This is a genomic window from Clostridium sp. ZBS15 (genome assembly GCF_023845705.1).
Lineage (GTDB): Bacteria > Bacillota > Clostridia > Clostridiales > Clostridiaceae > Clostridium > Clostridium aquiflavi.
In genome coordinates this window covers 30,424-51,683 of sequence record NZ_JAMQHY010000028.1, presented here as the reverse complement: position 1 = coordinate 51,683, position 21,260 = coordinate 30,424, and the positions used below count along the sequence as shown (strand labels likewise).

22 protein-coding genes and 1 tRNA gene are annotated in these 21,260 nt (G+C 26.5%); 14 read left to right on the top strand and 9 right to left on the bottom strand.

Features of this window, described 5'->3' with window-relative positions; genetic code table 11:
- Nucleotides 1-79: 79 nt before the first annotated feature.
- The gene (locus tag NG904_RS08630; protein ID WP_252212311.1) at nt 80-676 is read right to left on the bottom strand and encodes a CHAP domain-containing protein; all 597 of its coding nucleotides are present in this window, start codon (nt 674-676) and stop codon (nt 80-82) included.
- Nucleotides 677-1,237: 561 nt separating this feature from the next.
- Between NG904_RS08630 and NG904_RS08625 the strand changes: the two genes are divergently transcribed.
- From NG904_RS08625 to NG904_RS08615, 3 genes are all read left to right on the top strand, one after another.
- Nucleotides 1,238-1,483: a hypothetical protein gene (locus tag NG904_RS08625; protein WP_252231131.1), complete on the top strand. Its 246-nt coding sequence runs from the start codon at nt 1,238-1,240 to the stop codon at nt 1,481-1,483.
- A complete protein-coding gene (locus NG904_RS08620; protein WP_252231129.1) occupies nt 1,480-1,854 on the top strand; it encodes a retropepsin-like aspartic protease in 375 nt (124 codons plus the stop codon). The genes NG904_RS08625 and NG904_RS08620 overlap by 4 nt, the downstream gene beginning before the upstream one ends.
- Before the next feature lie 443 nt (nt 1,855-2,297).
- A complete protein-coding gene (locus tag NG904_RS08615) occupies nt 2,298-2,798 on the top strand; it encodes an HNH endonuclease (protein ID WP_252231127.1) in 501 nt (166 codons plus the stop codon).
- Nucleotides 2,799-2,983: 185 nt separating this feature from the next.
- Here NG904_RS08615 and NG904_RS08610 read toward each other — a convergent pair.
- Nucleotides 2,984-3,058, bottom strand: a tRNA-Cys gene (locus NG904_RS08610).
- Between the two features lie 302 nt (nt 3,059-3,360).
- Here NG904_RS08610 and NG904_RS08605 point away from each other — a divergent pair.
- Nucleotides 3,361-3,873, top strand: coding sequence for an AAA family ATPase (locus NG904_RS08605; protein ID WP_252231125.1), 513 nt, complete (start codon nt 3,361-3,363; stop codon nt 3,871-3,873).
- A 274-nt stretch (nt 3,874-4,147) separates the two neighbouring features.
- A complete protein-coding gene (locus tag NG904_RS08600; protein WP_252231123.1) occupies nt 4,148-4,909 on the top strand; it encodes a YdcF family protein in 762 nt (253 codons plus the stop codon).
- A gap of 88 nt (nt 4,910-4,997) precedes the next feature.
- Here NG904_RS08600 and NG904_RS08595 read toward each other — a convergent pair whose 3' ends face one another.
- The 6 genes from NG904_RS08595 to NG904_RS08570 form a co-directional block, all read right to left on the bottom strand.
- Complete coding sequence (locus tag NG904_RS08595; protein ID WP_252212307.1) at nt 4,998-5,360, bottom strand: YccF domain-containing protein; 363 nt, start codon at nt 5,358-5,360, stop codon at nt 4,998-5,000.
- Nucleotides 5,361-5,522: 162 nt separating this feature from the next.
- A complete protein-coding gene (locus NG904_RS08590; RefSeq protein ID WP_252231121.1) occupies nt 5,523-6,503 on the bottom strand; it encodes an ABC transporter ATP-binding protein in 981 nt (326 codons plus the stop codon).
- Entirely contained in the window at nt 6,481-7,479 is a 999-nt protein-coding gene (locus NG904_RS08585; RefSeq protein ID WP_252231119.1) for an ABC transporter ATP-binding protein, read from the bottom strand. Before NG904_RS08585 ends, NG904_RS08590 begins: the two co-directional genes overlap by 23 nt.
- Before the next feature lie 15 nt (nt 7,480-7,494).
- Nucleotides 7,495-8,403 (bottom strand): nickel transporter permease, encoded by a 909-nt coding sequence (nikC, locus tag NG904_RS08580; protein WP_252231117.1) that lies wholly within the window; start codon nt 8,401-8,403, stop codon nt 7,495-7,497.
- A 21-nt stretch (nt 8,404-8,424) separates the two neighbouring features.
- Complete coding sequence (locus NG904_RS08575; protein WP_252231116.1) at nt 8,425-9,429, bottom strand: ABC transporter permease; 1,005 nt, start codon at nt 9,427-9,429, stop codon at nt 8,425-8,427.
- Nucleotides 9,430-9,506: 77 nt separating this feature from the next.
- Nucleotides 9,507-11,075, bottom strand: a complete 1,569-nt coding sequence (locus NG904_RS08570; RefSeq protein ID WP_252231114.1) for an ABC transporter substrate-binding protein — start codon at nt 11,073-11,075, stop codon at nt 9,507-9,509.
- Between the two features lie 522 nt (nt 11,076-11,597).
- Here NG904_RS08570 and NG904_RS08565 point away from each other — a divergent pair.
- The 9 genes from NG904_RS08565 (at nt 11,598) to NG904_RS08525 (ending at nt 19,471) form a co-directional block, all read left to right on the top strand.
- Complete coding sequence (locus tag NG904_RS08565; protein WP_252212301.1) at nt 11,598-11,780, top strand: hypothetical protein; 183 nt, start codon at nt 11,598-11,600, stop codon at nt 11,778-11,780.
- Nucleotides 11,781-11,959: 179 nt separating this feature from the next.
- Nucleotides 11,960-12,520 carry a hypothetical protein gene (locus tag NG904_RS08560; RefSeq protein WP_252231112.1) on the top strand — a complete coding sequence of 187 codons (561 nt, stop codon included), beginning with the start codon at nt 11,960-11,962 and terminating at the stop codon, nt 12,518-12,520.
- Nucleotides 12,521-12,811: 291 nt separating this feature from the next.
- Nucleotides 12,812-13,426, top strand: coding sequence for a superoxide dismutase (locus tag NG904_RS08555; RefSeq protein ID WP_252231110.1), 615 nt, complete (start codon nt 12,812-12,814; stop codon nt 13,424-13,426).
- Nucleotides 13,427-13,627: 201 nt separating this feature from the next.
- Complete coding sequence (locus NG904_RS08550) at nt 13,628-14,653, top strand: hypothetical protein (RefSeq protein WP_252231108.1); 1,026 nt, start codon at nt 13,628-13,630, stop codon at nt 14,651-14,653.
- Nucleotides 14,654-14,668: 15 nt separating this feature from the next.
- Nucleotides 14,669-15,556, top strand: a complete 888-nt coding sequence (locus NG904_RS08545) for an ABC transporter ATP-binding protein (protein ID WP_252231107.1) — start codon at nt 14,669-14,671, stop codon at nt 15,554-15,556.
- A 5-nt stretch (nt 15,557-15,561) separates the two neighbouring features.
- The gene (locus NG904_RS08540) at nt 15,562-16,335 is read left to right on the top strand and encodes an ABC transporter permease (RefSeq protein WP_252231105.1); all 774 of its coding nucleotides are present in this window, start codon (nt 15,562-15,564) and stop codon (nt 16,333-16,335) included.
- A 95-nt stretch (nt 16,336-16,430) separates the two neighbouring features.
- Nucleotides 16,431-17,144: a response regulator transcription factor gene (locus tag NG904_RS08535; protein WP_252212295.1), complete on the top strand. Its 714-nt coding sequence runs from the start codon at nt 16,431-16,433 to the stop codon at nt 17,142-17,144.
- Between the two features lies 1 nt (nt 17,145).
- Nucleotides 17,146-18,549, top strand: a complete 1,404-nt coding sequence (locus NG904_RS08530; RefSeq protein WP_252231103.1) for a sensor histidine kinase — start codon at nt 17,146-17,148, stop codon at nt 18,547-18,549.
- 103 nt (nt 18,550-18,652) lie between these two features.
- Nucleotides 18,653-19,471, top strand: a complete 819-nt coding sequence (locus NG904_RS08525) for a TraX family protein (protein ID WP_252231101.1) — start codon at nt 18,653-18,655, stop codon at nt 19,469-19,471.
- 62 nt (nt 19,472-19,533) lie between these two features.
- On the opposite strand, the gene NG904_RS08520 is transcribed toward NG904_RS08525, so the two are convergent.
- Nucleotides 19,534-21,231, bottom strand: a complete 1,698-nt coding sequence (locus NG904_RS08520) for a methyl-accepting chemotaxis protein (protein WP_252231099.1) — start codon at nt 21,229-21,231, stop codon at nt 19,534-19,536.
- Nucleotides 21,232-21,260 lie beyond the last annotated feature (29 nt).

Below are 21,260 nucleotides of genomic sequence, written 5' to 3'. Positions count from 1 at the left end.
CAAAAATATTTACAGCCTCGGTTTTAATTAAAAAAAGACAGTATATAATTTTGTTTTCACACAAAACTATATACTGTCTCTATTCTTTTCTTAACCATCCTGCTGGTTCTCTTTTGCCACCAACATAATATTTATTGCCTATGAAAGTTAGTTCAAATTTATCACGAGATTCTTGTCCCATATTTTGTTGAACCACTTCTATGTAATCATCACCTACTTCTGAAATTATTACTACATGTCCATAATTTGTATCTGTAAAAACTAAAAGATCATCTTTCATAGGTTTTTCATTATCACCATTTTTATATTGATATAATCCTCTTTTTTCATTTAATGCACCTTGTTCCAATTCCTGATCAAAAAAATCTTTTGCATTTCCATATACATCTGGCATTTTGTGGGCTTTTGCTTCATAAAAAAATCTCTTTATATATTCTACACATTGCCATTTATAGCCATAATAGTATCCATCATTACTATAGCTTTTACCATGATTTTTACCATAGTCACTACCATTATAATAGACATCAACACCTTCATATGTGTCTAAAATAAGCCCTATTCCATTTTTCTTATCTTCAATTTCTCTATAAATTTTAAGTGATGCAAAGAGGCCAATACTAACTATGATTAGTAGGGTAAAAATTATAATTAGATTACGATATAACTTTTTCATAATAAACTCCTTCTATGATAATATTTTAATTCTAATTTTATCTATTCATAAATTGTAAGTTTAAATTATTTATCAATCTAATTATTTTACCCTAAAACAGTAAATATAACAATATTATGGTTATATATATTGTATAATAGATACTATTTTTATAAAAAGAAATAGTCGTATTAAGAGGTGAAAAATTAAAAAGCCAGTAAGCAAGGGTAAGAATCTCAAGTTTACTGGCTTTCTTTAGTGGAGGCACCACCCAGATTTGAACTGGGGAATAAAGGTTTTGCAGTTCTTTGGTGTATATTTTTTTAATCGTTGTAAATCAGCTTAAACATTATAACAATTAGGGTGTGCATCGATAAATAAAGTTATTTGTTATGGATAATATTTTTTACGTTATAATCTGTTTGTGAAGAATTTTGTGAAAAATAATTTAATAGTTTATGATATACTACTAATAAAGATCCAATACTCTTATTTGAAATATTAACATTAGAAAAATTGTTGTATACCTATTGGAAATATAGGATAGAATTAAAATAATCAAAGAGGGAAAGGAGTAATATTATGAAATGGAATGATGTTCGAGCTATATATCCTAATCAATTTGTTCTTTTAACAAGTCTGCAAGAACATATTGAGAATAATAAAAAGTATATAGATGATGTTGCTGTTGTAAAGCCATTAAAAGATGAAGAGGCTGGTGATGTATTAGTAAGGTGCAAGGGTAAAAACTTTGTGTTTCATACATCGAAAGAAAGTCTAGAGATGGAAATAGTACAAATGCCAATACTAAGAGGTATAGCAAGATGAAGCTGAGATATGAATATGGACTGTTATTTACAGATATAAAAATTGAGTACAATGGAAAGATAGTAAAAGTAAATGATGTTGTAGTAGATACTGGAGCAGCACACACTATAATTGACCCTGATGTTGTTCATGAAGCTGGAATTAAGGCGGAAGGAGGAGATAAGTTTATTACTATGTATGGTGTAGGTGGAGAGCATTATGCATATAGAAAGAATATTGACTGTATAGAGATTGGCGATGGAAAGTTGAATGATGTATCTTTGGATTTTGGAATTATTGATGAAGACGGTATTATTAATGGATTACTGGGGTTAGACGTTTTAATGAAATTAGGAATAAAAATTAATCTTGATAAATTAGAATTGGAATAGGATAGAGAAGAATTGCTCTAACCACAAAGGGGCTGCTACAAAACTAACTTAAAAAGTTAGTTTTGTAGCAGCTCAATTTTGTTATAAAAATAAAAAATGTGAATTCCGAAGAATCCACATTCATTGTATAATTAAGTTATGCAAAAACAAAAATCATACACTAAAGATTATAATGAATTTAATTAAAATTATCAACTTATATTACCATTAAATTTAGAAAATTTAATACCAGAAATAAATTTGATGAATTAAAGGCTATGTATGGGTATGTTAAATCTTAATTGATAAATTTATAAAAACATACGTTAACAGATTAGAAATCGTAAGATATTTAAAAATAAAGGGGAAGAATATAAAGTATTCAAGTCCTATAGTTAATTTAGACAGTTGTAGAACATTAATTACTCCATAACCAAAATGTTCATATAATAAAACTGGAAAAAATGAATGAATTATTAGAACTGTTTTGGAGTTGTAAAAATAAATATTTTGTAGATGAAAATAAATTAAATGATTATATAAACAGTGAAGAATTTATGCCAAGTATATTTTTAGATAAAAAAGTATATAGATCTATGAGAAGGAGTATGGTAAATAGTACAGGGCAATATATCAGAAGTTCACAAGTATCTGTTAATGCACTATTTCTAGCTGAATATATGTGTGAAGTTGATAAAAACCATAAGACATTTATTCGCAGAAAAAATGGAACTAATTATACTGAAACACATCATTTAATACCTATTAGCAGACAAAATGAATTTGAGAATTCTTTAGATGTAGAAGAAAATGTAATATCTTTGTGCAGTAACTGCCATAATCTATTGCATTATGGAAAGAATTTTGAAAATGTACTGAAGATGTTATATGAGAAAAGAAAGGATTTACTAAAGAATGTTGGATTAGAGATATCATATGAAAAATTATTATCATATTACATTTGATGTTTTTAACCCTAAATTAATTATGATATATATTATTTAAACTGATAATAAAAAATTAAGTATTTAACCATTTATAAATATTTATCAGTGTATGTGAAGAAAACGTGAAGAAAATTAAAAAACTTAGAAAAATTAAAAAGCCAGTAAGCAAGGGCAAGAATCCCAAGTTTACTGGCTTTCTTTAGTGGAGGCACCACCCAGATTTGAACTGGGGAATAAAGGTTTTGCAGACCTCTGCCTTACCGCTTGGCTATAGTGCCATAGATTTTTATTTATCCATCTAATAATATATATGCAATATTTATTATTTTTGTGCTTTAAAATTCATACTTTTTAAATTATTTAGGTAGTAATGGTATTCTACTACTTTCTTAATATAATGTATGATAAAAGTTATATAAAAAGAACAGAATTCATAATTAAGAATAAATGATGTAATAATATTTGTTATAAATTGATAGTTTGAGTAGAATTTCTATTTATATCAAAGTTATAAAGTTGAATTAATGTTAATTAGAGTATAAAATTATATTCACTAGAACATGTATTAATGAGGTAATAAATGATTAAAAAACTTATAATTGTTAACGGAACAATGGGAGTAGGTAAGAGTACTATATGTGAAAATCTTCATAAAGCTTTGCTTAATTCAGCGTGGCTTGATGGAGATTGGTGTGCTATGATTAATCCTTTTATCCCTAGTAATGAAAATAAAAAAATTGTTATAAATAATATTACTCATATATTAAACAACTTTTTAGAAAGTTCATCAATTGAGTATGTAATATTTAATTGGCTTATTGAAAGTGATGAGATTATGGATTCAATACTAGATAATATAAATTTGAAGAGTTTTAAACTCTATAAAATAACATTGACTTGTGGAAAAGAAGAACTTTTAAAAAGAGTTGGTAGGGATATTTTATCTGGAAAAAGGGATAGAAATTCATTAAATAGGAGTTTAGAACGCTTGGCGTTGTATGATAAAATGGATACTTTAAAAATAGATACTACAAATAAAGAAACAAAAGCAATAATATATGAAATAATAAGTGAAATTTTAAATATTAGATAAACATCTATAGCATATTACATCATCACCTATACTAATTCTGTTATAACTTAAATTAACACTAGTTTTTAATGCTTAAATTCAAATATTTCTTGTATGCGAGAGTTTAATTTTTTAATACACAACACATATTTATAATATTAAAAATAAAAAACTTGCATCAATTAATTAGATTATAAATATTCATAAACATAAGTTTAATATATTTGTAACTGTTAATATATATTGAAATGATATAATAATACTATTATTTGTAAATTGATGGAGGTGGTGTTGTATGAGGAATATTTATGACATTTTATTAGGTTGCATATTAATTATATATGTATGTATAGTTAATATTCTCAGTAGTTCAAAAATTGCATTTAGTTTACCTATTTTTATTTTAGGTATCATACTTGTTTTATATCATTTTATAAAACAAAAATTGGCTTTTAATAGATATTTCATAAAAATTAATAAAGTAATGAAATTTTTTATATGTATAGGGCTTGTATTATTTCTTGCTATAGAGATAGTAATAATCTCATGTCCAAAAAGCAATAAAGAAAACACTGATTATATAGTAGTATTAGGTGCAGGTTTAAATAATGGGAATCAACTTAGCTATATTTTAAAATCTAGACTAGATAGTGCTTTACAATGTATAAATGAATTTAATAATAATAGTTATATTGTTGTTTCTGGTGGTAAAGGGAATGATGAAAGAATTTCTGAAGCAGAAGCTATGAAAAGATATTTAGTAGAGCAAGGTATTTCTGAAGATAAAATATTAATGGAAGATCAGTCAAAAAATACATTCGAAAACTTTAAATATTCTAAAAAGCTAATTGAAGATCACAGCAAAAAAAGTATTGATAATTTAAGTGTTAAGATAGTTACAACTGATTTTCATGGATTTAGAAGTAAAATGCTAGCAAAGAGAAATGGATATAATGAAGTGAAATTATATACAAATAAAACTATATATTATCTTATACCAATATGCTATACTAGAGAAGCTTTTGCAGTAGTAAAGAGTTTTATATTTGATATATAATTACAATAAATTAAAAGAAGTTAGAAGCAAATAATGAAAATAGGACATGTATAAACGATATTACCTTCGTTTATGCATGTCCTATTTCTTATACAATTTCTTTACCAAAAGGCATTAAAGATAATTTTGCTAGTTTTAATGATTGAACTGCAAAAGGTATTCCAACTATAGTAATACATAATAATAATGCACTTAAAAGGTTAGAAATACAAAGTCCTAATCCACCAAATATAATCCATAATATATTTAAAAGAAAGCTTATGCCACTAGAATCAGTTTCTACAACTTCTTTTCCAAAAGGCGCAAGTTGCAATCCTGCCATTTTAAAACATTGAAGACCAATAGGAATGCCGATTATAGTTATGCACCAAAAGATACCTGTGAAAAACCAACCAATTGCATTAACAAATCCTCCAAAAATAAACCAAATAATATTTCCTAAACAACTCATTAATAATACCTCAAATCTACTAATATTTTTTACTAATATATTATACTAGGATTTTAAAATTAAAGTGTAATAAATCATACTATTTAAGCTTAAATTAAGGTTTTAGTTATTTTAGAATAGTTTGCACTTAATATTTGTGTCAATATATGAACAAGTTAAAAATCAGAGAGAGTAATTCTTATCATATAAATGACATGCAACAGTATGTCCATTTTTTAATTCCACAAGCTTAGGCTGGATTTCTTTACATATATTTGTGCAATTTGGACATCTAGTATGAAATCTGCATCCTTTTGGAGGATTTATAGGGCTAGGCACATCTCCAGATAATATAATTCTTTCTTTTTTTATTTCAGGGTTAGGAACAGGTATTGCAGAAAGCAAAGCTTTGCTATAAGGATGAAGTGGAAAAGAATATAATGAATTTACATCTCCAATTTCAACGATTTTACCAAGATACATAACTCCAACTCTATTACTAATGTGTTTAACAACATTTAAACCATGAGCTATAAACAAATAAGTAAATCCTAATTCTTTTTGAAGATCAGATAAAAGATTTAAGATTTGAGCTTGAATTGAAACATCTAGTGCAGACACAGCTTCATCACATACAATAAGTTTTGGACTAACTGAAATTGCTCTAGCAATTCCAACTCTTTGTCTTTGACCACCACTAAATTCATGTGGAAATCTATCTTTGTGATAAGATGACAATCCAACATAATTTAAAAGTTTATCAACTTTTTTCTCAAGTTCGACTCCACTTGCTATATTATTAACTTTCATAGGTTCTTTTATAATATCACCAATTTTCATTCGTGGATTTAATGAAGCATAAGGATCTTGAAAGATAATTTGAATGTTTTTGCTTATGTCTTTTCTATTATTTTTTCTAATAGCATTAATATCTTTTCCTTCAAATAGTATTTCTCCATAAGTAGAGTGCAGTAAATTAACTAATAGTCTTCCCATAGTAGACTTTCCACAGCCAGACTCACCAACAATTCCTAAAGTTTCACCCTTGTATATATCAAATGAAACATCATCTACTGCTTGAACGTATTGAGGTTTTTGAAAAAATCCTGAGGAACCAACAGGAAAATATTTTTTTAAGTTTTTAATTTCCATTAACTTTTCCATCTATTTTTTCCTCCTTTTTTTCATCATATAAAAAACATCTAATTTCTCTATCACCTAAAGAAATTAAAGGCGGCTGAGAAGTAGCACATTTTTCTATACATTTTTCACATCTATCTCTAAATGCACATCCAGTTGGTAATTCTAATGGATTAGGAACCGTTCCAGGAATTATAAATAATTCTTCAACCTCTTCATCTATTTTAGGAATAGAACTAAGAAGTCCTTTTGTATATGGATGCTTAGGATCACTGAAAATATCTTTTACCGAAGCGTTTTCAACGACTTTACCGCAATACATAACCACAACTCTATCTGCAACCTCAGCTACTACTCCTAAATCATGAGTTATAAGTAAAATAGAAGTATTTAATTTTTCCTTTAATTTTAGCATAAGTTCTAATATTTGAGCTTGTATGGTAACATCCAGTGCAGTAGTAGGCTCATCAGCTATTAAAAGTTCAGGGTTACAGCTAAGTGCCATAGCGATCATAACTCTTTGTCTCATTCCACCGCTTAATTGATGAGGATAACAGTCTATTCTTTTTTCTGGAGAAGGAATACCAACTAAATTTAACATTTCAATTGATTTTTTACGAGCTTCTTTTTTATTGCATCCTGTATGTTTCATAACAGCTTCACTAATTTGTTTTCCGATAGTAAAAACAGGATTTAAAGAGGTCATTGGTTCTTGAAAAATCATGGATATATTTTTACCACGCAAATTTTGCATATCTTTTTCTGACTTTTCTAGCAAATTTTCTGATTTAAATAATATCTCTCCAGATATTTTGGTTTTACTTGTTTTAGAATGAAGTCTCATTATAGATAGGGAAGTAACACTTTTACCACTACCAGATTCACCAACTAATGCAACGACTTCACCTTTCTTTATATTAAAATCTACACCATTTACAGCAGATATTGTACCTTTTTTAGTTATAAATTCTGTCTTTAAATTTTTTACATCAAGTAGCATTAAATTGTACCCCCTTTATGAATTGAGTTTAGGATCTAAAGCATCTCTAAGACCATCTCCAAATAAATTAAAAGCTAATACTGTAAGCGTTATTGCAAGGCCAGGAAATAAAATTATATGAGGAGCATTATAAAAATAGCTTCTTCCAGATCCAAGCATAGTACCCCATTCTGCAAAGGGTGGTTGTACTCCAAGTCCAAGGAATCCAAGAGCAGAAGTTTCTAATATTGCCGTTGAAATACCTAAAGTAGCACGAACTATTATTGGAGATAAAATATTGGGAAGTACATGCTTAAAGATTATAACAAAGTCATTGTTTCCAATAGCTTTTGCGGCTTGTACATATTCACTTTCACGAACAGAAAGCACACAACCACGTACTATTCGAGCATACTCAGGTATTGTAACTATGCTGATTGCTATAACTGCTTTATCAATACCTTTTCCTAAAGCACTCATAAAAGCAATTGCTAAGAGTAAAGAAGGAAAAGCTAAAATTATATCCATTACTCTCATTAAAAACATATCAATCTTACCACCGAAGTAACCACAAATAGAACCTATTATTGTTCCAATTGATAGAGCTATGGAAACAGATATAATACCAACTCTTAATGAAATTTTTGTTCCATCAATAACTCTACTAAATATATCTCTACCTTGTTCATCTGTACCAAAAAAATGCTGCGCAGATGGTTTTTGAAGTGAATTTGATAATTCTCCAGTATAAGGATCATAAGGCATTATATATTTGTCTAATATAGCAACTAATAGAATTAATAAAATAAATATTAAACCTACTAATGCAGCTCGATTTGATATTGTTAGTTTGAAGAATTTTTTAAATCTATTCCATTTTGTGTTTTCATATAAGTTCACTTCATCTATAGAATCTGAATTTTCTTGTATTAAATTAGTATCCATAATAATATATACACCCCTTTTTTAAGAGTACTTTATACGAGGATCTATATAAGCATAAAGTAAATCAACAAATAGATTTACTAATACAAATATTATTGCCATTATAATTACAGCACCTTGAACAACAGGATAATCAGCTTTTAATATAGCGTCTATAGTATAACTGCCTATTCCAGGCCAAGAGAAAACTGTTTCTGTTAATACAGCACCACCAAGTAAGGAACCAAGTTGTAATCCAATAACGGTAGAAATAGGAATTAATGCATTTCTTAGACCATGTCTTACAATAACTATATTTTCAATAAGACCTTTTGATCTTGCAGTTCTAACATAGTCTTGTCCTAAAACTTCAAGCATTGTTGAACGAGTCATTCTAGCTATGATAGCAGTTGAATATGATGCAAGTGCTATTACTGGAAGAGCCATATGCTTTAAAGAATCCCAAAATGCTGTTAAGTTTCCTGAAATTAAACTGTCTAACAAATACAATCCTGTAATTTTAATAGGTTCCATACCTATTGTTGCACGGCCTGAAACAGGAAATATATGTAGATTAACAGAAAATATAACTATTAGAATTAAGCCAAGCCAAAATATAGGCATTGAAACGCCAAGTAAAGAGCCACCCATACAAAGATAATCTATAAGTGAATTTTGTTTTACTGCAGAAATAACTCCTAAAGTAACACCTATTATTGAAGCAATAATTATTGCAACTATAGCAAGTTCAATAGTTGCTGGGAATCTTGAAAAAATTTCTTTTGAAACTGAAGTTTTAGTTATAAGTGAGTTGCCGAAATTTCCCTGAATCAAACCTTTCATAAAGTCAAAATATTGAATATATAAAGGATCATTTAATCCTAATTGTTCTCTTAAAGCTGATATTTGCTCTTGACTTGCATGCTGTCCTAAAATTATTGATGTAGGATCTGAACTAAAAACATGCATTACTAAAAACACTAATACAGAAACACCAAAAAGTACTGGTATAAGAAGAAGTATTCTTTTTATTATATACTTGACCATAAATTCACCTCTTTTTTTATAATATTAAATTATAAGGTCCCGATAAAATCGGAACCCTTAAAGTTTTGCTTTAGATTTTATTCTTTATCTACGTTTTTAAAGAAAATAGAACCCGTTGGATGAACACTAAAGTTTTTAACATTAGGTTTGGAAGCAGCCATTTGTTTAGCATAAGATATTGGAACCCAAGGCGCTTGTTTAGCAAGTAAATCTTGAAGTTCACCATAAACAGCATTTCTTGCATCACCATTTGGTGTTTGTTTACCTTTCAATAAAAGAGCATCTACCTCAGGATTATTAAACCTGGCAACATTTAAACTACCAGCAATCTCTTTACTATCAAGTAAAGAGAAGAAATTATCAGCATCACCGTTATCGCCATTCCATCCATAGAATACGATATCACCTTCACCTTGTTGAGTTTTATCTTTATATTCAGTCCATTGATATACATCTATAGTAGAAGTAACACCAATCTTATTAAAGTAATTTTGAATTGCTTCAGCAAGTTTTTGTCCTCCAACAGAATTATATGGTCTTGGATTTGAATAAGTAATCATGTGTATGTTTAAATCAGATAATCCAAGTTCAGCAATGATTTCTTTAGCTTTTTCAGGATTGTATTCATATGCAGCTACATTTTCTTTAAATCCAGGTATAAAACTAGGTATCTCTGTTTTTGCTGGATCTGCATATCCTTGATATAAATATTGAACTAATTCATTGCGATCAATAGCATATGATAAAGCTTCTCTTAATTTTACATTATTAAAAGGTGATCTTTCACAATTGAATGCCATATAATTGATATTCATGCCAGGTTTGCTGAATATGGTCATATTCTTTTCTTTTAATTTATCAACATCATTTGGATCTAAACCATCCATAGCATCAATAGCACCTGTCATAAGTTCACTGGCTCTTACAGAGTTTTCTTTAGTAATTTTTAATACTACTTTATCCAATTTTGATTTTTCGCCCCAATAATCAGTATTTTTTTCTATGGTAATTTTTTCTCCTTTTTCCCAAGAAACAAACTTAAATGGACCAGTACCAACAGGCTTCTCATTCAAATTTCCATTACTTTCATCTAGAGCTTTAGGACTTACAATTGGAGCTGCAAGTGACATAGCTAAATTAGATATAAAAGGAGTGTTTGGTGATTCAAGAATAAATTTAACTGTATTTTCATCAATTGCTTCAACTGTTTTAACACCAGCAAAAGTGAATGATGCATAAGGCATATCATCAGTTCTATTTGGAGGTAATTGACGAACTACTGATTTAACAACAGCTTCTGAATTAAAATCAGTACCATCATGGAATTTAACTCCTTTTCTTAGATGAAAGGTATACTTAGTACCATCCTCACTAATATCCCAGCTTTCAGCTAAGCATGGCTGGATATTAGTATTATCATCACCATAAGCAACTAGACCTTCATAGATATTACACATTACTTTAGCAGATTCCCCATCATCAACAAAAGCAGGATCAAGACCCCTTGGATCAGCTCCTTGTGCAAAGATAAATGTTTTTTCTCCACTAGAATTTCCTGAGTTATTAGCAGTTTGTCCACCACAACCTACAAGAAAAGTAGTAGAAAGTATCGCTGTCAAAATAAGCGATAATGCTTTCTGTTTCATAAAATATCCCCCTTAATAATTGAAATCTTTTTTAATATATAAAAAGAAAAAATATAGTTTTATGTATAAACATACGAAATGATATTCTTTCTTTTTTTAATAACAAAATAATATTTATTTAAAAATATAATAATTTAGATAATATTTCCATTTATTAATTTAAATTATTATATCATAAATTTGTAATTAAATGCAACAAATAAAAATAAATTAATATTATTAAAGGTGTTTAATTAAAAAATACATAATTAAAAATTAATTTTATTAATAAAATATTAAAACATATAAAACGAAATATGATAGAAATTTATAAACTTAGAGAAGATTTTTATATTTATAATAAAAAATATAAGTTTTATTATAAAATGTAGAAGAAAGTTATTTTTTATAAAAATTCATTGTATAGTAATTATTATTCATTAAGATTTTTAATTTAAGTATTTAATACTATAAAATTTGAATTTACTATAAAATTTATATAAAATATAAGATATAAATTAAAAATAAGGGAGAAAGAGTAGTATGTTTACAAGGGATGAACTTTTAGTAATTGAAGATGCATTAAAGATAGCTGATGAGGAGTACATAAAATTACTTGATAAAAATAAAAATAATAAGAATATGATGGTATCTTATAATAGAAAACAGAAAAAACTATGGCTTGTTCAAAATAAGTTAAAAAAGCTTTTGCAAGATATTAAATAATATTAATTATTGATATTTTTAAATTGAAAAATATCTAATAAAAAAAATGTATAAAAAAGTAGATATATTTAAAATATATCTGCTTTTTTTTCTAAAATAATAAATTTTATATACAACTATATAAATAAGTATATTATGGTATATAATGAAGTTAACAAGAGATTTAAGGGGTTGAAAATATGGGCGAAAAAATGAAAACGTATAAAGAAAATTTTAAAAAGGTAGATTTATCCGAAGAATTTTATGATGCAAGATTACAAGTAAAAGAACTATATGAAAATTCCTTGAAGTTACATGAATATATTGAAGAAGAATATATTTCTTCAGAAAATATGTTTACAGTAAATAATATTTCTAGTGGTATTGAAATAAGTGAATACGGAATTACAGGTTGGAGTGAAATAAGCTGGAGTAAGGATATAATGAATGAGATTAATAGTATTATTAAAAAGTTATTATCGATTAAGATGAAATTAAAGAGTGAAACTTGTTTTAATCAAAAAGAAAACGTTTTGATAAGATTTAGTAATAATATTATAGATGAATTTTGCAACAATCAAAAGGCTTTCAAAGCATTGAATGAAAAATTAAAATTATGTTTTGAGTGTGATATAAGTAATTTAGATGGATTAATTTTTGATTTAAATAAAATGAGCAAGGTAGTATCCAAAGAGAGTTTAGAGATATTTGAAAAGTATAATTACATTGTTGATAAACTAAAATTATTATGTCTAATATAAGTAAATTTTTATGAATAAATATGTGTGGAGATGGGGAGTGCTGGTATTTTATTTAAATGATTTTTGTGAATTTCAATATATTAGCAAGATATTAATAATTAATATTTAATGAAATCAATTATTTTATAATAGGCTATTTCAATTAAAACGTATTTGTGGTATAATTATGAAAAAGAATCGTAGCAATTTATCATACAAATATAAGCCGGTTTATTTTTATTATAAAAGTAACATTAATTAGAGATACTATTAATATAGAAATAAAATATTTTAATTTAAGGAGAGATACGTATGTTTAATAAAATTGAATTACCATATAATTATGATGCTTTAGAACCGTATATAGATAAGGAGACAGTAGATATACATTATAATAAACATCTTCAAACTTATGTAAATAATTTAAATAATATTTTAAAAGGTCATGAAGAATTTGCAAATGGAAAATCACTAGGGAAAATATTATCTGATGTAAATTCTATACCTGAAGAAATTAGACAAGGAGTTATAAATCAAGGTGGTGGAGTATTTAATCATAATTTATATTTTGCTATTCTTTCTCCAACACCTAAAAAAGCTCCAGAAGGAAAGTTATTAGATGAGATAAATAAGGCCTTTGGAAATTTAGAAAATTTAAAAAATGAAATAAGTAATGCAGCAATAGGACAATTTGGATCTGGATATGGCTTTTTAGTTAAAGATGCAAATGGAAAATTATCTGTAACAAATGTACTAAATCAAAATAATCCTATTAGTAATGGTCTTATTCCTATATTGTGTATAGATGTCTGGGAACATGCATATTATTTAAAATACAAAAATCTAAGAGCTGATTATGTTAAAAATATTTGGAACATAATTGATTGGGCTAAAGTAGAAGGATTATATCTGAACTATTCAATCTAATAAATTTTGATGCCCGTTAAATACCTATATAAGGTGTTTAACGGGCATTTTTTATGCGTTCATTTTTAAGTCATACTTTAAAATACCAACATAATTTAAATTAATTAAGCTTTATTTAAGGTTAATAATATTTTTATATAAGATTCAGATACTAATATATAGACATAGCGAAAGAGAACAAATGAAATATGGAGGATAAAAATGATAGGATGGGAATTTAAAAAATTAATTAAATCTAAAGGTATGATAATTTCATTAGCAGTTTTAACTTTTACGTTGCTAATTGTATCCTTTATTAATCCAGCATTAGAAACTAAAAATTCTTATATAGATGCTGAAAAAGGATACATTGAAGATAGTAGAGAAAAGTCTGAAATAGCAAATGAAAAATTTAATATGAAAGTATCAGTTTTGGAAGAACTAAGTAAGCAAGAAAATAATGAAGATAAATTTTCTAAAACAATAGCTTCAATATCAAAACAAAAAATAAGTAATTTGAAAAGTTCAAAATATGAAGAGGTAGGATTTTGGCAAGTGTTTAACTACAGGGCAACTAATCCACTTATAAATATATCAATGCTTATAATTATAATGATAATTATATCTAACCTTTATACCGATGAAATAATATCTTCAGTAAAAGATATTATACTTTCATCAAAGCAAAAGAAGAAAGCATTAAATTCTAAAATAATAATAGCACTTTTAATACCAATAGCAGTTTATAGTGTTTATTTATTAGGAATATTTGTTATAACTTATATTCAGCAAGGAGCACCTATTAATGGAGAATTAGAAGCATTTAGAATAGTTGATAATATAACAATACTAAATGGGAATCCAACTATAATTTCGTACATATTAAGCAACATTAAAATAGCATTTTTAATGTTTGAGGGCTGGGCTATGGCATCAATGTTATTTTCATTTATAAGCATGTCATCTATAAGTGCAATAAGCATGTTTGGAGTATTTATTGTATTAAGTAAAGTAGTATCAACTTTAAAGTTTATGCCAGCAATGATACTTTCAGTATTCTCATATGGTAATTACTATGATTTAATATTTAACTTTAACAGTTTGATTGGAAGTTATATGGGAAGTGTTAATTTATTAGGAAATGAAATTGGAGTTATAAGTTTAGTAAAAATTATTTTAGTAGTACTTTTTATAATTTCAACTATATTGTGCTTTGTAATAAGCAGAACAAAATATATCAATAGATAATTGGAGGAATTAATAATGAATAAATTAGAAATAAAAGATTTAACAAAAATATATGGTAGAAAAAGAGCAAATGATGGTATTACGCTTACATTAGAAAATGGTGTTTATGGATTATTGGGACCAAATGGAGCAGGAAAAACAACTTTAATGAAACAAATAACTACACTTATAAGACCAGACAAAGGTGAAATTTTATATAATGGTGAAGATATATTTAAGATAGATGATAAATATAGAGATGTTATAGGATATCTTCCACAAGAATTTGGAGTATATAAGAATTTTACTGCAAAACAATTTTTACAATATGTTGGTGCATTAAAAGGAATGAGTGGTAGACGTTTGAATTCTAAAGTTGATGAATTATTAGAATTAGTTGGTCTTTATGATGTTAGAAATAAAGCAATAGGAAAGTTTTCAGGTGGAATGAAAAGAAGAGTTGGTATAGCACAAGTTTTACTAAATGATCCTAAGATAATAGTTTTAGATGAACCAACAGCAGGACTTGATCCGCAAGAAAGAACAAGATTTAGAAATCTAATAGCTAAAATATCAAGAGATAAGATAATAATACTTTCAACTCATATAATATCAGATATAGAATCAGTAGCAAAAGAAACTATAATGATAAAAAAAGGAAAGCTTCTTATGAAAGGAACTCATAAAGAAATATTATCTGATATGACTAACAGGGTTTATAACATAAGTGTTAATGATGAAAGTGAAATTAATAGAATTCAAGATAAATACAAGGTTGTAAGTATTCAAAGTGATATTAATTCAACTATATTAAGAGTAGTTTCAGATACAATGCCAAAGGAAATAAATGTAGAGCCAACATCAGCAAGATTTGAAGATGTATATATGTTTTACTTTGATTTAGAAAATGCAAAAGAGGTGTAATTAATATGATGAATTTAATAAAAGCAGAATTAAGAAAAATATTAAGTAAGAAGAGTCTTCTAGTGCTTTGGGCGTTACTTTTAGGGTTTGGATTTATTTTAATTAGAGATTTTGAGATACTAGAAACATATGCAGATATATTTTATAAAATTGAAGGAACTACTCCGATTATAGGATTAGTGATGTTTATAGCAATTTCAGGAAATTATACAAAAGAATATGAATCTAATATGGTGGGACTAATAAATACAACTAAAAATGGAAAAAAATATATAACAATAGCAAAAGCTATAGCAGCTGGAATATCATTATCATTAATTAATGTTTCATTTACCTTACTTGTTGGATTAAGAGGATTTGCACTTGAAGGATTTAAAAATTTAAATGATCCTATTAAAAACCTATGGTATTTTGGAAATAGTGGATCAGAAATTACAGTATTACAAATGTATATAATTGTTTTAGTATCTGTTACTTTAGGTTCATTCTTATTTGCACAAATAGGATTAACTTTATCATCAGCATTTAAATCAGCAACAATACCATTTATATTAGGTGGTGCTATTATGGCAATCCCATTTTTGGCACAAGGCTGGGCATCAAAATCAATACTTAATTTTATAGCATTAACTCCAAATTGGGTTATGATGAGTCAATTAATGGTTAGACATCAAATACCAGTTATGTATAGAGGTTTAGCAGTAGTAATATCAATAGCATTAATATTTGTACTACCTTTAATTGCATATAAGAATTTTACAAATAGTAAACGACTTTAATTATAAATTCCTTTTATTATATCTACTATTAATGTAAAATTAAATTATGAAAATTTTGTCGAAGAATAAAAACAAATGAAAGAGAGGACAATGTTATGAATAATAGGGTATTAATAGTAGATGATGAGATTGAAATTTTGAAATTGTTAGAAACAGTGTTGAAGAAAGAAGGATTTAATAATATATATACAGCGAAAACTTTAAAGGAAGGTTTAGCAGAGTTTAAAAGAGTAAAACCAGAATTAGTTATATTAGATATAATGTTGCCTGATGGTGATGGATATGAAATATGCAAAGATATAAGAAGTACATCTAATGTTCCCATATTATTCTTATCCGCTAAAACAGAAGAATTAGATAAAATATTAGGTTTTGCAATAGGTGGAGATGATTATATAACTAAACCATTTAGTCCTAAGGAAGTTGCTTTTAGAGTAAAAGCTCATTTAAGAAGAGCCAGTTATGTTAATGAAAATTCAAATGAGCTTAATAATGAAGAAAAAATAATAAAATTTGGACCGTATGTTTTAAATGAGAGCAGAGCAGAACTAATGAAAAATGATAAAGTAATAGAATTAACAGCTAAGGAGCTTAAAATATTATCTTTATTAGCACACAATCAAAATCAAATAATAAGTAAAGAAAAACTATGGGATAAGGTATGGGGAGAAGACTACTTTGGATTTGATAATACAATAATGGTTCATATACGAAAATTAAGAGAAAAAATAGAAGATGACTCATCTAATCCTAAATATATTCTTACAGTTAGGGGACTTGGGTATAAATTATCTGTAAAGGAAGATTAGAATGAAGACAAAATGGAAAATAACGGGGAACTTTGTAGCTACTATTGTTACGGTTGTCATATTAGTAGTTATAATGAATATCTTAACTATATTTGGATGGTATCTATTAGATGTTAATATTAACTATAAAAACAATGATTCAAAAGATCCTGAGAGTTTTGCAAGAGATTTTTCAGAGTATATGTATGAAGATAATGGAGAATTAAAGATAACAGAAGAAGGAATTATATTATTAGAAAAGTCTGGGGCTTGGATACAGGTTTTAAATGATTATGGAGAAGAGATATCTAATATAAATAGGCCACAGGATGTTCCTAAAAATTATACGCCTTTTGATATGGTTCATAATTATAAGTATAAAATAGGTCCATTTGTAAATTTTTTATTAGAAAAGGATTTAAGTAATGCTCATGTAAATATAATTCTTGCATTACCAACTACATATGCAGATAGAATAACACTAAATTATTCTATGGATACAGCAATAAATCAAGTAAAGATAATAATAATTTTAACACTTATTGTAGATGCAATAATAGCTTTAATATTTGGATATTTATTTAGTAGAAAATTAACTAAACCTATGGGAGAAATAATAAATAATGTAGATGTGTTAGCAAAAGGTAACTATGAAATATGTACTAAAGAAAAAGGAATTTATAAAGATGTTTTTGCAAATATAAATGATTTAGCAAGTGCATTAAGGCAAAATGAAATAGAAAGAAAAGAATTAGATTCAATGAGAGAAGAGTGGCTGGCTAACATTACACATGATATAAAGACTCCATTAGCTTCTATTCAAGGATATGCTGAAATTATTAGTGATAAAGAATATGAATTTTCAAGAGAAGAAATTCAAGATTATACAGAAATAATATATAGTAAATCTAAGTATATAAAAGAGCTTGTGGATGAACTTAATTTATCTACAAGGTTAAAGAATAATGCTTTAACTTTAAATAAGCAAAATACTAATTTGGTGTCTTTAGTTAGAAACATAATAATTGATATATTAAATGACAGTAGATATGAAAATAGAGACATAGAATTTAATAGTAATATAGATGTTATTGAAAAGGAAGTAGATATTATACTTTTAAAAAGGGCATTAACTAATTTGATTTTCAATGCAATAGTTCATAATAAAGAAGATGTTTCAATAAAGATAGAACTAAAAAAAGTAGATAGAATAACAATCTTAATAAAAGATAATGGCAATGGAATAAGCACAAAAGATTTAAATCATATTTTTGATAGATATTATAGAGGAACTAATACAGGAGAACATCATAAGGGGTCAGGACTCGGAATGGCTATATCAAAAGAAATAATAAATAATCATGGTGGAGACATTAAAATTAATAGCAAATTAGGATATGGAACTGAAATTACAATAGTGTTATAAATTTATAATTATAAAAACAAGTGATAAATTAACATTTTAAATAGTAAATTGCAAGAATATCTTGTATTATACTGTAAATTAAAAAAGATTAGGAGAATTATTTATGGAAGATATAAAAAAAGGAATTGATGGATTTACTATCAAAATATTGGCACTTATATTAATGACATTTGATCATATAGGAGAATTTATGCCTTATTCAATGAATATTCCTGTATGGTTTCATTGGCTAGGTAGAATAGTAGCACCACTATTTATATTTATGGTTGTAGAAGGATTTTATCATACTCATGATAGAAAAAAATATATTGGAAGATTATATATTTGGTCTGTTATTATGATGCTAGGAAATACTTTTATTCAAAAGATTATGCCACATCCAAATGAAATAGCTATAATTAATAACATATTTGCAACAATGTTTTTGATTACGATTTTTTTACAAGGAATAGAATTTATAAAGAAATCTAGAATTGAAAAAAGTACAAAAGATATGCTTTTAGGAATATCATTGATTGTAGTGCCATTATTAATAGGAATTATTGTTTTATTTACTTTAGCATTTTTACCAATGACTTTAATACAAATAATTATGATATTAATACCAACACCATTTTTAGTGGAGGGTAGCATTGCTTGGATAGTTTTAGGAATAATATTCTATTTATGTAGAGGTAAAAAGGTAGCATTAAGTATCTTATACATAGTATTCACTGCATTTATATTTGTATCCGGAGCTAATGGAGATTATAGTTTAAGCAATAGCTTTTTAATTAATTATCAATGGATCATGATAGGAGCATTACCACTTATGTTATTATATAATGGTCAAAAGGGTAAAGGCATGAAATACTTATTTTATGTATATTATCCCGTACATGTTTATCTATTATATATATTAGGAATTTTATTAATAAAATAAAGTATAAAAAAGATATATCAAATTTGTTATTAATAACATTTTAATATATCTTTTTTATATGTTTAGATTTTAAAATTACTAACAGTTTCAATTAATCTATTAGTATTAGTGGTAACATCTTTAACTGTTTTAACTACAGTGTCTGAATTATCAGAAATGATATGCATATTTTCAGTAATACTATTTGTACCACTAGCTAATTCTGTGCTAGACGCACTTATATCATCCATTGATTTAACTACCTCATTCATAGAAATAGTTATTTTATTAGATATATTACTAAAATCCGTTGTAATATTATTAATTTTTATTGCATCTTCACTGTATTGTTCACCAGTTTTAACAATCATTTCATAATCGTTTATAACATTGGTGTTTATAAATTCTAGTATTTCTTTTGAAGTATTAGCTAAGTTTTCTACTGCATTTATAATTACATCATTAATATTTTTAATTTCTGATGCTGTACTTTTTGAGTCTTCAGCAAGTTTTCGTATTTCTTCAGCTACTACTGAAAAACCTTTTCCAGCTTCTCCAGCACGTGCAGCTTCAATAGCTGCATTTAAGGCTAAAAGATTAGTTTGAGAAGTTATTTGTAGAATAGATTCTGATAATACATTAATCTTTTCGACTTCTTTAGATTTTTCAATAGCATCTAAGACCTTTTGCTGAGTTTGTATATTAATTTTTTCAGCAGTTTCTTTAGACGATATAGCTATCATCTTTAGTTTATTTGCTCTTTCTTTGATTAATAATGAATCACTAGCTTCATCTTTAGCTTTTATCGAAATTGATTCAATATTTGAATTAATTTCAGTAACAACAGCATTAATTTCTTCAGTAGAAGCTGAGGTTTCTTCAATGCCACTAGCTAGTTGTTCTGTAGTTGCATAAACATCTTCTATTAAAGTAGATAAAGTGTTAATATCTGAATTGGTTTCTTTTACTTTAATTTCAACGTTATTAGATTCTTCCATAATGATCTTTATTATATTCCTAAAAGAATTTTGCATTAAATTAAAATTTTTAGCTAATTCACCAATTTCATCATTACTAACAAAATCAATGTTTTGAGTTAAATCTCCACTGTTATTAGCCATCAATTTTAATTTAGCTAATATCTTATTTATTGGATTAACAATATTTTTAGTTATATATATAGATGAAAATACTATTATAACTATTAAAATAATAACTGCAACTGCTATCAATATTAATGTTTGTTGAATTGACTTTTGTATATTTTTAATTGATACTTGTACATTGTTATATGAAGTGTCTTTAAATTTATCAACTTTATTATTTATAGATTCAGCAGTTGTATCAAAACTTTCCATATAGTTATTTCCTTCATTAGGACCACCAGTAATATATGCACTAGCCATTACCTTGCCTACTTCATAATATGGTTTAAAGTCTTTCTTTATCTCTTCAATTTCTTGTATATTATTAGAATTTAGTTTTTTAAGATCATCTATAAGTAACTCAATATTTTTAGCATACTTCTCAGCTTCATCAAATCCATCATCAAAACCTTCAGCAGCTCTTGTAGCACTTATATCAGTAAGCCATTGCTGAACTTGTACTACATTAAGTTTTAATTCATCTGTTTTTAATGCTGTAGTAAAATAAGTAGACTCCATTTCATTAACTAAACCTAAGTTACTTTTTATTTGAGTAAATTCAATAAACATAAAACTTAAGAAAAATATTGAAATTAAGAAAATTGGTATTAATATTTTTGTCTTTATACTTTTCATTGAAAATCCTTCCTCTCTTTTGTTTTTTG

Bases quoted from the DNA above. Each gene is read 5' to 3' on its own strand.
- nikC (WP_252231117.1), bottom strand. From the start codon at position 8,403: ATGGATACTAATTTAATACAAGAAAATTCAGATTCTATAGATGAAGTG.
- NG904_RS08600 (WP_252231123.1), top strand. From the start codon at position 4,148: ATGAGGAATATTTATGACATTTTATTAGGTTGCATATTAATTATATAT.
- NG904_RS08620 (WP_252231129.1), top strand. From the start codon at position 1,480: ATGAAGCTGAGATATGAATATGGACTGTTATTTACAGATATAAAAATT.
- NG904_RS08615 (WP_252231127.1), top strand. From the start codon at position 2,298: ATGAATGAATTATTAGAACTGTTTTGGAGTTGTAAAAATAAATATTTT.
- NG904_RS08595 (WP_252212307.1), bottom strand. From the start codon at position 5,360: ATGAGTTGTTTAGGAAATATTATTTGGTTTATTTTTGGAGGATTTGTT.
- NG904_RS08590 (WP_252231121.1), bottom strand. From the start codon at position 6,503: ATGGAAAAGTTAATGGAAATTAAAAACTTAAAAAAATATTTTCCTGTT.
- NG904_RS08525 (WP_252231101.1), top strand. From the start codon at position 18,653: ATGGAAGATATAAAAAAAGGAATTGATGGATTTACTATCAAAATATTG.
- NG904_RS08575 (WP_252231116.1), bottom strand. From the start codon at position 9,429: ATGGTCAAGTATATAATAAAAAGAATACTTCTTCTTATACCAGTACTT.
- NG904_RS08530 (WP_252231103.1), top strand. From the start codon at position 17,146: ATGAAGACAAAATGGAAAATAACGGGGAACTTTGTAGCTACTATTGTT.
- NG904_RS08560 (WP_252231112.1), top strand. From the start codon at position 11,960: ATGGGCGAAAAAATGAAAACGTATAAAGAAAATTTTAAAAAGGTAGAT.
- NG904_RS08545 (WP_252231107.1), top strand. From the start codon at position 14,669: ATGAATAAATTAGAAATAAAAGATTTAACAAAAATATATGGTAGAAAA.
- NG904_RS08585 (WP_252231119.1), bottom strand. From the start codon at position 7,479: ATGCTACTTGATGTAAAAAATTTAAAGACAGAATTTATAACTAAAAAA.
- NG904_RS08540 (WP_252231105.1), top strand. From the start codon at position 15,562: ATGATGAATTTAATAAAAGCAGAATTAAGAAAAATATTAAGTAAGAAG.
- NG904_RS08605 (WP_252231125.1), top strand. From the start codon at position 3,361: ATGATTAAAAAACTTATAATTGTTAACGGAACAATGGGAGTAGGTAAG.
- NG904_RS08570 (WP_252231114.1), bottom strand. From the start codon at position 11,075: ATGAAACAGAAAGCATTATCGCTTATTTTGACAGCGATACTTTCTACT.
- NG904_RS08520 (WP_252231099.1), bottom strand. From the start codon at position 21,231: ATGAAAAGTATAAAGACAAAAATATTAATACCAATTTTCTTAATTTCA.
- NG904_RS08535 (WP_252212295.1), top strand. From the start codon at position 16,431: ATGAATAATAGGGTATTAATAGTAGATGATGAGATTGAAATTTTGAAA.
- NG904_RS08555 (WP_252231110.1), top strand. From the start codon at position 12,812: ATGTTTAATAAAATTGAATTACCATATAATTATGATGCTTTAGAACCG.
- NG904_RS08550 (WP_252231108.1), top strand. From the start codon at position 13,628: ATGATAGGATGGGAATTTAAAAAATTAATTAAATCTAAAGGTATGATA.
- NG904_RS08625 (WP_252231131.1), top strand. From the start codon at position 1,238: ATGAAATGGAATGATGTTCGAGCTATATATCCTAATCAATTTGTTCTT.
- NG904_RS08630 (WP_252212311.1), bottom strand. From the start codon at position 676: ATGAAAAAGTTATATCGTAATCTAATTATAATTTTTACCCTACTAATC.
- NG904_RS08565 (WP_252212301.1), top strand. From the start codon at position 11,598: ATGTTTACAAGGGATGAACTTTTAGTAATTGAAGATGCATTAAAGATA.